This is a genomic window from Pseudoalteromonas rubra (assembly GCF_005887095.1).
GTDB classification, from domain to species: domain Bacteria; phylum Pseudomonadota; class Gammaproteobacteria; order Enterobacterales; family Alteromonadaceae; genus Pseudoalteromonas; species Pseudoalteromonas rubra_E.
In genome coordinates this window covers 165,479-174,795 of record NZ_PNCI01000010.1, presented here as the reverse complement: position 1 = coordinate 174,795, position 9,317 = coordinate 165,479, and the positions used below count along the sequence as shown (strand labels likewise).

Genomic DNA, 9,317 nt, shown 5'->3' with positions numbered 1-9,317 from the left:
CAATTTTAGTTGACCACTACACCCTCGATCTTCACTTGAGTTCCACATTTAACTGCGAAAAATGGTGCACCACCCCAAGTTCGACATGACTGACAATGACAAACTGTGAAGTTAGGGTTGATGCTTTCTGCCGTGACTTTGACAGAACCACACAGGCAGCTAGTCTCTGCGTAAGACAATACATTACTCCTAAACTAATGAAAAATTACAGATATAATTTAGCTTTTATACCTATGTTATAAATTGAAGTGCACCACTAGAGTAACCATAAAAGGTACACCTTATACGCCAATTTGGGTTGGGTGTCACTTAAACTTGTTGTATGACAAAAGAAGCATATGAAAAAGAGCATGAAAATGCCAGGAAAGCTCTTTCTGAGTTCAATGGGGCTGCTAATAAAAGAAGCTAAATTGTTTTCGGCAGGAGCTATTTTCCATCTAATAAGATTCCAAACGACATCCTGCCGCAGTTTTTACCTTTGAGAGTTTGGTCATTGTTTTAATTATCTATCCTGCCCAGTATATGCAGGGTTTAAGTATGGACTGCACTTGGATTTGACGGCATAAGGTAATGGAGGGGAGAGGGCCTTTGTAAGGCCCAAAATTCAGATTAAAATGGCGTGCCCGGCTCATTTTCATAGGAAGCGGTGGCGGTATTCGTTTTTTCCCAGGTGCCATCTTTATACAATATGAGCGCTGAAGCAGAGGCTGAAGAGAATGCGCGTACCCGTGTATTACAAGCTATACCGCCGGTACAGCTAATACCGCTCCAGCGAATTTCTTTGATGGATTTAGATACATTGCCAATAGAAAATAAGGCCCTGGCTGAGTTATTATTAGTAAAATCGACACCAGAACAGCTGCTCGTACCGTTTCCACTGGTAAAACCGCCATTAGCAACATAAACAGAGCAAGTTAAGTTGGCTGCAAATGCTGAGCCTGTGAAAAGAGTGCCAGCGACAATGGCAAGTGCTTTTAATTTTTTCATGTAAACATTCCTTTTTAACTTTATATTTTCATGTGCTCATTTTGAGCAACTAAAAATTAACCGCTGTCGTGTAACATGTCAAGCTTTCTTGTTTAAACTTTTGATTTGTGTAGTTTTATTCTCAAATTAACACAACTGTGGTTTGTTTGGAAATTATAACAAAGAAGCCAGAGTCCGTGGATGCGATGAGAAGCGCAGCCGGGTGAAGAAAGGGGCGAGTGATTATTGAGACACATGGTACGGTATCTTATTACTTGGAATACAATAACAAGTTTTTATCCACACCCAACCATAAGTTCACAGCCTAATTGTGAGCGGCTTCAACTTGGAAATGCAAGACTGTTGACCTGCTTCTTCCTTGCAGCCGGCATAGTCCATTGTCCTCAATCCTTTGAGTATCACCTAAAGCTAGACGGCATACACCCTGTACATCAGTTTGGGGTGGGTGTTACCTAAACTCACCGTGGGAAGGCACCAGGTTGATGTTTTTGTTATATTTCATGCACCTCGCCAAGCCAAACTCCACTTCTATTATCAACTAAGACAAGGGCATCTCCACTCTCCCCAGCCTGAGCCAACAAATTATCTTTGTACCAGATTGCACTTTTACCTGATGATGCCAAACCACCACTCGGCTGACTGTAATTAGCTATAGCGACTACCATTCCATACTCCGATGCATATGTTGCCCACTTCTTAGAGTCTTTGCCATAACCTTCAGGGGTGATCAAAACGCCCGCAATATAAATAGTTGCGCCAGCTTTATGACAAAACTCTGCGTGCTCTGGATTTATTGTATCTGCACAAATCGCATTTGCGACGGTATCTTGACCTAAGCTAAACATGTGATGTTTATCACCACTACCAAAAAACACCTCTTCGCCTTCGTGAAGATGTATTTTTTCATACCTGTCTACTGCACCAGTATGGTGAACTAAGATCAAACCGATCTTAGGTAGCCCTTCCGATTGCAAAGGTGCACCAACACCGACAGATATTTGGTATTTTATAGCGGCTTCAACTAGTGGCTCTAGACGCGGATCATTGTCTATAAAAGCGAGCTCTTTTGCTAAGTCAGGCTCGTAACCAGATAGGGATAGTTCTGGAAAAACTAAATAATCAACATCAAGACGACTAGCTTGCCGGATAAACCTGAGGTGATTTTCCATATTCAGGCTAACGTTACCTCTTATTGAACTACTTTGCGCTACGGCTATTCTCATCTTTAACTCCGTGTGGCCTGAAAAATAACGTGGTTGTCTGAGGAATCACCAGATATTTAAAATTAAGATGATGGCACCCTCGGCATTGTTTTATCTCACTTATTTATCAGAAAACGAACCAGATAACAACACCATACGTAATCACCCATCCTACACGATATGCTCAGAAAAAACTGCCCCCAAGTTCATGCACGGCGTCTTGGTTCATTAATGCTGGCAATCGAAGCTTTGCTCGATAGCAATCAACTTTCACCTACTGGGCTGGATCGAAATATGAAAAGCTCTGCTGCTGCAAAGCACAAAATTAGACGTATGAACCGACGGTTTGGCATACACCCTGTACGCCAGTTTGGGGAGGGTGCCACCTAAACTCCCCTATGGCTATGATGTCAGCCCTCCAATCCAACTCCGCTTTCAAAGAGCAATATGAAAAGCTGGTCACCTCAGGAGAGCCGAAAAAATGGCCTTAATTGCCCGCGTTAAAAAGGTGGTCGTTACCTTGAACTCAATACTCGGAGACAAGCAATGTGGGAAGCGCCAGATACTGAAATTTAGTTATTGACGCCAGAGCCACTTGTTAGCGCAGATCAACCCCTACGTTGGACAGTAAGTTTCCGTACTCTTCTGAGATACCAGTCACCAGTTCACCAATTTCACGACCCATCGCATTGGGGGTTCTCTGCCAATTTTCGGGAGCACTTAGTCCTTTGTAAAGTCTCACCAAATAGGCTTTATCAGAGTTATCAACATACTTATATGTATCAAGTAATTGTTTTATCGTCTCACTTCCGGCCATTCCGTTGAGTTTGTATTCAGCAAGCGTAAGATAAAAAGTACCAAGCGTAGGATAGTCCCACCGAACAGCTTCATTGGAGTAGAAATTGAATCTAGCCCATGCATTCGAATCTCTATTTGATATTTCCGGTGACACAACCAATGCTCGACCGTAATGTTGTAGCATTGTCACAGTAGTATCACGAGAAGATGCCATTTCAGCCCTAAATAAGTCATCTATTTTATCAACTGAGCCTCGTTCAAATGCAGAGGTAAAGCTACTTGCAACGTTTTCCAAATGAGTAGTGAAATCTTCTTTGTCCTCGAAGCTGCCAGATTTCTTGATCTCGGCCAGTAGTGATAGAGCAGTATCTCTTTCAGAGTTTGAAAATGAGTCGCCTAAGTCGAATTTAAGTGATAAAGCAGATAGTTGTTGATATGCAATTAATCCGTCCATTTGTAATTTAATATCACCAACCTCAGATTTGACTGCGTCTTTGGTCAAACTTTTCATGTTGCTTGTAAATGTTTCTGTTTTTAAAGCATCATCCACCTGATCTTTAACAAGTAGCGTTAAAGCTGAGTATAGTGTTCCGACCCCAAGCACTGACACTACAGCGATTGTAGCAAGTAAGTTTTGTCTCTTTCGCTCTTCATGTTTGATTAATTTTTCTTCAGCGAGAAGTGCCGCCTTTTGGCTTAAATAATCAATCAAATGCTCGTTTTCTAGTACAGTGTCCACTGTATTCTTTTCCATGATTTCCTCTCCTTCATTATTGAAAATACCAACACTTTAGTATTCATGCGTACGCATAATCGATTGTCGAGCAAGGCCGCTACCTGCAAGCCGTATCCGGCTGGCGGGGTTTATGCTGTAGGAATTTCTTTTTGATGAGTAATTTTTGTTTTAAACCGTTACAACGTGACTCATTCCTTGCCTAAACAACGTTATTTAAACGTATTTTTAGACCCATTTTTACTATTTGGCAAGGTGTGATGATTGCGACGCAGCCTGACTTATTACCGTGCATATCGTATTTGTGGCGAGGCCTCACCGCTTTATTCATTTGCCAGGAATCCATAGTGCCGACTTCCCGCATGACGGAGTTGTTTGTTAGGTCTGTCTAAAATAGGACGGTGCTGTGTGGTGTTTCAGTAGTTCCCGGCTCGCAAGCGTCCGGGATGACGGGGTTGTTTATCAGACGCGTCTTGAATAAGGCACAGCTGCATGGTGTTTAAATAGATCCCGGCTCGCAAGCGTCCGGGATGACGGGGTTATTTGTGAGGTCCGTCTGAATGAGGACGGTGCTGCGTGGTGTTTCAGTAGTTCCCGGCTCGCAAGCGTCCGGATGACGGGGTTGTTTGTGAGGCCCATCTGAAATAGGACGGTGCTGTGTGGTGTTTAAGCAGATCCCGGCTCGCAAGCGTCCGGGATGACGGAGTTGTTTGTGAGGTCCGTCTAAAATAGGACGGTGCTGTGTGGTGCTTAAGCAGATCCCGGCTCGCAAGCGTCCGGGATGACGGAGTTGTCTGGAGGTCACGGAGTTGCTTGCAAGTGATTGGGTTGTTTGGAAGTGGCTGAGTGGTTTGCTAGATACCCAATGTCATCATGTGAGTAAATAAAGACTCAGCTATTGGTTGATCCGGTTATCTCAGCCAGGAAACTTCAGACAAAACGCACTGCCTGAATCTGAGCTGGAAACACTCAGCTCAATGTCGAGTTTTTCGCACAGGCGCTTAACCATGGAAAGCCCCATGCCCATTCCTTCACTATCGGGACCTTTTGCACCGGGCTCAAACAGCGTTTTCAACAGGTCTGCGGTAATACCTTCCCCTGTATCCGATACCATAATTGTCTGTGCGTGTCCTTCTATGGTGACTACGCCGCTACGAATATGGGTAAATGCATTGCCGATCAGGTTATTCAGCAACAGCCGTAATGCACTGGGGGCAATGGGTAACTCCAGCTTTGCAGCGATGTCGACCTCTACCTCTATGTCTTTACCAGCAATTTTTTCTGCCTGGCTTAAGATAACCTGTTCAACCACAGGTAACACCCGGGTATTCGCATCAGCTAAGGTTTCTTCGCGGGCCAATGCCAGTAAGACTTCCAGGCTTTGGGTAATCTGATGCTGAGCATCGGCAATCCGCCCCACCAGCTCTGCCTGCTTGTCGGTTAGTGGCGTTTGTCTGAGTAAAGTCAGCGAGCTTTGGGTAATGGCCACCGGTGTTCTTAACTCATGAGAAACATCCCGAGTGAATGCCTGCTCGCGGCTGATAAAACGCCGAATACGAGACAAGGCATGCTCCAGTGTTCTGGCGAATGCACCAATTTCATCATTGACAAACTGCCCGGAGAAATTCTGCGGCAAGCGCTCTACTGGCGCGTCTTCTACAATTTTAACCAAAGTATCCAGCGGTTTTATCAGACGCTTTGCCATCACCAGAGAAGTAAAAGCCAATATCAACGCCAGTACCAGAACACCGCCAAACAGCACCAAAATAAACTTCAACATGCCACCTTTGATCTTACGCACCACCAGCTGCTCACTGACTTCAGCCAGTAAATAGCCTGCGGGTATCTGCTTGAGATGGTAATGGGTGTCGTTTTCGCCGCTAAACTCGATCCGATTTGGTTCATCCTCAAGTACTTCCCGAATGATTGTCGGTAATTCATGCTTTTCAGGGTAATAGCGAATAAAGTCGAGCCTGGGCCTGGCTTCAAGGCCAGATTCAAGTTGCGCAGCAACGGTCTGCGCCTCATCATCCAGCAAATAAATAAAAAACCTGTCTTCTATGCTGTACGCAAATAAAAAGCTAGCCGCACCAAACAGGGCACTAATAAATAACGCTATGCCGACAAAAAAAGCGACAATCCGGTTGCGTAACTGAGTAGCTTTCATGCTGAATTATCCTTTTATATCCAGAGCGAACCCAATGCCGTGTATTGTTTTGATGATCGGACTGCTAAATGGCTTGTCTATCGCTTTGCGAAGCTGATAAATATGCGAGCGTAATGCATCAGAATCCGTCGGTTCATCTCCCCAGATCCTGTCACACAACTCACTGCGACTCAGCGCGCGAGGATGATGCTCCATCAGTAAACGCAAAATTTTAAATGGAATAGGCTGAAGCGTCACTTCACACCCGGCACGCTCAATATGTTGAGTCTGACTATTAAGTGATAGCGCTTTTTCATCACGACCCAAAGATAGTGTGTGTTCACTATTAAGTAAGTGTCTTTTGGCCAAAGCATTGCAACGCACCCATAACTCTTCAAGAGCAAAAGGCTTGGTCAGATAGTCGTCTACCCCCAAAGAAAAACCGTTAAGTTTGTCATCAAGCGTGTCGCGGGCAGTGAGCATAATGATGGGAATATGGCGATTGGCTTCTGCTCTGAGTTGCTGACAGACAGCCAATCCATCCATTTTGGGTAGCATCACATCTAGGACCACACAATCGTAGAATTGTTCCAAGGCAAGTTGCACACCCAGCTCTCCGGTGTAAGCAAAGTCGATGACCGCGCCCTGCGACTCAAAGTATTCACCTATGTTCAGGCTAAGATCCTGGTTGTCCTCAATCAGCAGTACTTTTATTTGCGCCATACCGGCCACCACGTTCGTCGGAATATACCTAAAAGCTAACGCGAAATTCGTGAAAGCAATGTGAAAACCAGGTCAGTTTGTGTGCAACCAGCGGCGTACATACTGCAAAGACAGGTATTCTTGCTTTAATTTTAACCATGAGTCGCGTGATTGCTGCCAATGCCATTGTTCATCGGCAATTTTTCGCAGCATTTTCGCATCCTGTGCCCGACTATAAAAAAGCAGATCCTGCGCCGTCGCCAGCTTGGGGAGCTGGTCGGTCTGTACCGTAAACGCATGCTCAATATGTGTACGCAGATTAAGGATCAGGGCAAACACATTGGTATTGCTTGCCTGATGAGTCAATAACTCAACCAGTCGCTGTTCTTTTAAAGGTGTCGGGCAGTCATTTAATTCCGTAAAGACCCCGCTTAATGTGTCAGTCAGCACGTGTCTGTGGCCCTGCGGCAAAGCACAAAACCAGTGAGTCAGTTGTTGAAGTGGCGGTGCCATAGTGTTACCTGAGTAGTCCTTTGGTTTTACCCAGTTTACCACACCCTGGTTTTATCGTAAAAAACGTAAGTGTTTAGTGCAAAAGAGGGAAAGGCATAATTACACACTAAGCGGATTAATGTGGGCAGGTAAATCGACAAAATTAACCCGCCACCAGCACGCATGGTTGATTGAACATTGATTGAGCTATAAATCCACTAACCCAATGAGAAAAATATAGATATTAAGCACGACCAGTGTGAGCGACGCAGGCCCACAAGACTTTTGAAAAAAGTCAGGTTCTGACTGATCACTGTTCTTTGCATGGCACAGCCTGATGAAACCACTTAGCTATCCAACGGAACGGGTTTGGTCTGGGATCCAGTTCAACCATCAGGTTGAAGCTATAGCCCTTGCGATAATGCGTTCTGATCACGTCAACGCCAAGCTTGTGCTTGGACACACATCGCCGTAACTCGGAAACAGCCCGGTTAATGGCATTGTTGTCGACATACTCTTGTTGCCAGATCTCCCGGCACAATTCATCCCGGCCAATCACTCTATCTCTATGACAGATAAAATATTCTAATAAGTCATAGATAAGAGGTTCCAGCCGCACGCTTTCACCACAATATGTTAACAACCTTTTCCTTTTGTGAAGCTCATAGGGCCCAAATACTGCACGGCTAAAGTCAGCATCATAATTATCATTTAACTTCATGATGATAGACACACTTCCTTTGACGTTTTGAGTTATCAAGCAAGGTTAGTGTAGCGCCTGATCGGGCTTTTTAAAATCCAATTTGCGATGAAAGTACATGACTTTTGTTAATAGAAAAAATGATAGGTTATCGTAAGCACACTGCAAGGATTTGTTCACATAGATCAACTAAAACACAAATATAAAACAAAAAAGATACAAATTAAGGTTTAAGACTGCGCTGGGCATTTTATTTCCCACCCTTTATACCGTTATTAGTGACAATGCACATAAAGTAACCAGGCATTCAGCTATTAGTAAATTTCATAGTTACAGACGTCAGGGCAAACACCAGCCTGTTTACCCTGTTTCTATGGTCGTTTTATAAGGTTATAGTGTTGCAAGCATGGCTTTTATTTTGGCATTGTCCGGGTAGGTTTTCTGTGCCTCTAGCAGCCTTGACCTTGCCTGAGCAAAATCATTTTGCCGAACATAAGCCTGCGCAATCGTGAGCTCAATCATGGGGTGATTAAACTGAGACTGGGCAAATGTCATTAATTCAATAGCATTGTGCAGTTGCAACTGAGTTTTAGCGTACTTCGCCTGATAGACCCCTATCATGGCAAGCATTTGCACATCGTAGCTCTGTGGCGATTGCTTAAACTCAGCTTTCGCAGCGGCTTTATCTGTGAACATTAACTCCGCCAGTTTAACACTCTGATCATCTTTATAAGCAGGTTCTTTGACGTCATCGACACCCATGGCTTTGGCCATAGCAGCGGCTGTATCTGCTGTTGAAAACGGGTTTTGACCGGTGATCAAACGGCCATCTATGGTCACCTGATTCAGCATTAAGCCATCCTGTTCAAACTGACCCCCCCGCTCTTTTAACTTGTCTTCCAGTAAAAACTCAAACTGAGGTCGCCACTTTTTGCCAAAGGCGTCTTCTTCCAGATTGGTAAAACCGTTGACTCTTTTACCATCAACCAGATATTCGCCATTGCTCAACGTGACATCCACCAGTGCAGCGGGTCCATGGCACACTGCGCCCACCACGCCTTGCTGCTCATAAATATCCCTGATCAGGCGCTGCAACTCAGTGTCTTTATGTAAATCAAACATTGGGCCTTTGCCACCGACGATAAACACCCCATCAAATGACTGACCTTGCAGGCTCGCCAGTTTTACCGTGTCGGTTAGGGCACTCATCGCCTGAGGATCATTTAAGAACGCCTGGTTATAAGACTTTTCCTTATTATATTCATCTGCAAGCGGCTGACCTCCCTCAGGCGAGGCCAGTGTGATTTTAATCCCGTTGTCGTTAAAAACCTGATATGCTTTGCTTAATTCATCAAATTCAAAGCCGGGCTGAGTGGTTTTACCATCAACCTGCTTACCGTAACTACTCAGTACCATTAGTACATGTGGCTGCTCTGCGGCATAAGCTGTACTCAGCAAAGTGGTGCTCATCAGTGGCCATATGGATGCAACTATCAGCTTTCTCTTCATCATTGAGTCTCCTTTGTTTGGACAGACTCACCCTAGCGCTGATACTGT

The 9,317-nt window shown here is 44.6% G+C and carries 8 protein-coding genes and 1 pseudogene; all 9 read right to left on the bottom strand.

Annotated features, from left to right (window positions below; genetic code table 11):
- Window positions 1-20 precede the first annotated feature (20 nt).
- Window positions 21-179: pseudogene (locus tag CWB99_RS24565) on the bottom strand (GFA family protein); the annotation flags it as partial.
- A gap of 430 nt (window positions 180-609) precedes the next feature.
- Window positions 610-987: a hypothetical protein gene (locus CWB99_RS05760; protein ID WP_138551003.1), complete on the bottom strand. Its 378-nt coding sequence runs from the start codon at window positions 985-987 to the stop codon at window positions 610-612.
- A gap of 491 nt (window positions 988-1,478) precedes the next feature.
- Window positions 1,479-2,210, bottom strand: a complete 732-nt coding sequence (locus tag CWB99_RS05755) for a carbon-nitrogen hydrolase family protein (RefSeq protein WP_138551002.1) — start codon at window positions 2,208-2,210, stop codon at window positions 1,479-1,481.
- 577 nt (window positions 2,211-2,787) lie between these two features.
- The gene (locus CWB99_RS05750; protein WP_138551001.1) at window positions 2,788-3,741 is read right to left on the bottom strand and encodes a hypothetical protein; all 954 of its coding nucleotides are present in this window, start codon (window positions 3,739-3,741) and stop codon (window positions 2,788-2,790) included.
- 895 nt (window positions 3,742-4,636) lie between these two features.
- Window positions 4,637-5,887, bottom strand: a complete 1,251-nt coding sequence (locus CWB99_RS05745) for a sensor histidine kinase (protein ID WP_138551000.1) — start codon at window positions 5,885-5,887, stop codon at window positions 4,637-4,639.
- 6 nt (window positions 5,888-5,893) lie between these two features.
- On the bottom strand, window positions 5,894-6,589 hold the full coding sequence (locus CWB99_RS05740; protein WP_171045270.1) for a response regulator transcription factor: 696 nt from the start codon (window positions 6,587-6,589) through the stop codon (window positions 5,894-5,896).
- Window positions 6,590-6,661: 72 nt separating this feature from the next.
- On the bottom strand, window positions 6,662-7,081 hold the full coding sequence (locus CWB99_RS05735; RefSeq protein ID WP_138550999.1) for a hypothetical protein: 420 nt from the start codon (window positions 7,079-7,081) through the stop codon (window positions 6,662-6,664).
- A 289-nt stretch (window positions 7,082-7,370) separates the two neighbouring features.
- On the bottom strand, window positions 7,371-7,781 hold the full coding sequence (locus tag CWB99_RS05730; RefSeq protein ID WP_054013635.1) for a winged helix-turn-helix domain-containing protein: 411 nt from the start codon (window positions 7,779-7,781) through the stop codon (window positions 7,371-7,373).
- A gap of 369 nt (window positions 7,782-8,150) precedes the next feature.
- Window positions 8,151-9,272 (bottom strand): DJ-1/PfpI family protein, encoded by a 1,122-nt coding sequence (locus CWB99_RS05725; RefSeq protein WP_249331738.1) that lies wholly within the window; start codon window positions 9,270-9,272, stop codon window positions 8,151-8,153.
- Between the last annotated feature and the right edge of the window lie 45 nt (window positions 9,273-9,317).

What these genes read in the sequence shown, in the direction of transcription:
- CWB99_RS05760 (WP_138551003.1), bottom strand. Translation starts at nt 987, where the DNA reads ATGAAAAAATTAAAAGCACTTGCCATTGTCGCTGGCACTCTTTTCACA.
- CWB99_RS05755 (WP_138551002.1), bottom strand. Translation starts at nt 2,210, where the DNA reads ATGAGAATAGCCGTAGCGCAAAGTAGTTCAATAAGAGGTAACGTTAGC.
- CWB99_RS05750 (WP_138551001.1), bottom strand. Translation starts at nt 3,741, where the DNA reads ATGGAAAAGAATACAGTGGACACTGTACTAGAAAACGAGCATTTGATT.
- CWB99_RS05745 (WP_138551000.1), bottom strand. Translation starts at nt 5,887, where the DNA reads ATGAAAGCTACTCAGTTACGCAACCGGATTGTCGCTTTTTTTGTCGGC.
- CWB99_RS05740 (WP_171045270.1), bottom strand. Translation starts at nt 6,589, where the DNA reads ATGGCGCAAATAAAAGTACTGCTGATTGAGGACAACCAGGATCTTAGC.
- CWB99_RS05735 (WP_138550999.1), bottom strand. Translation starts at nt 7,081, where the DNA reads ATGGCACCGCCACTTCAACAACTGACTCACTGGTTTTGTGCTTTGCCG.
- CWB99_RS05730 (WP_054013635.1), bottom strand. Translation starts at nt 7,781, where the DNA reads ATGAAGTTAAATGATAATTATGATGCTGACTTTAGCCGTGCAGTATTT.
- CWB99_RS05725 (WP_249331738.1), bottom strand. Translation starts at nt 9,272, where the DNA reads ATGATGAAGAGAAAGCTGATAGTTGCATCCATATGGCCACTGATGAGC.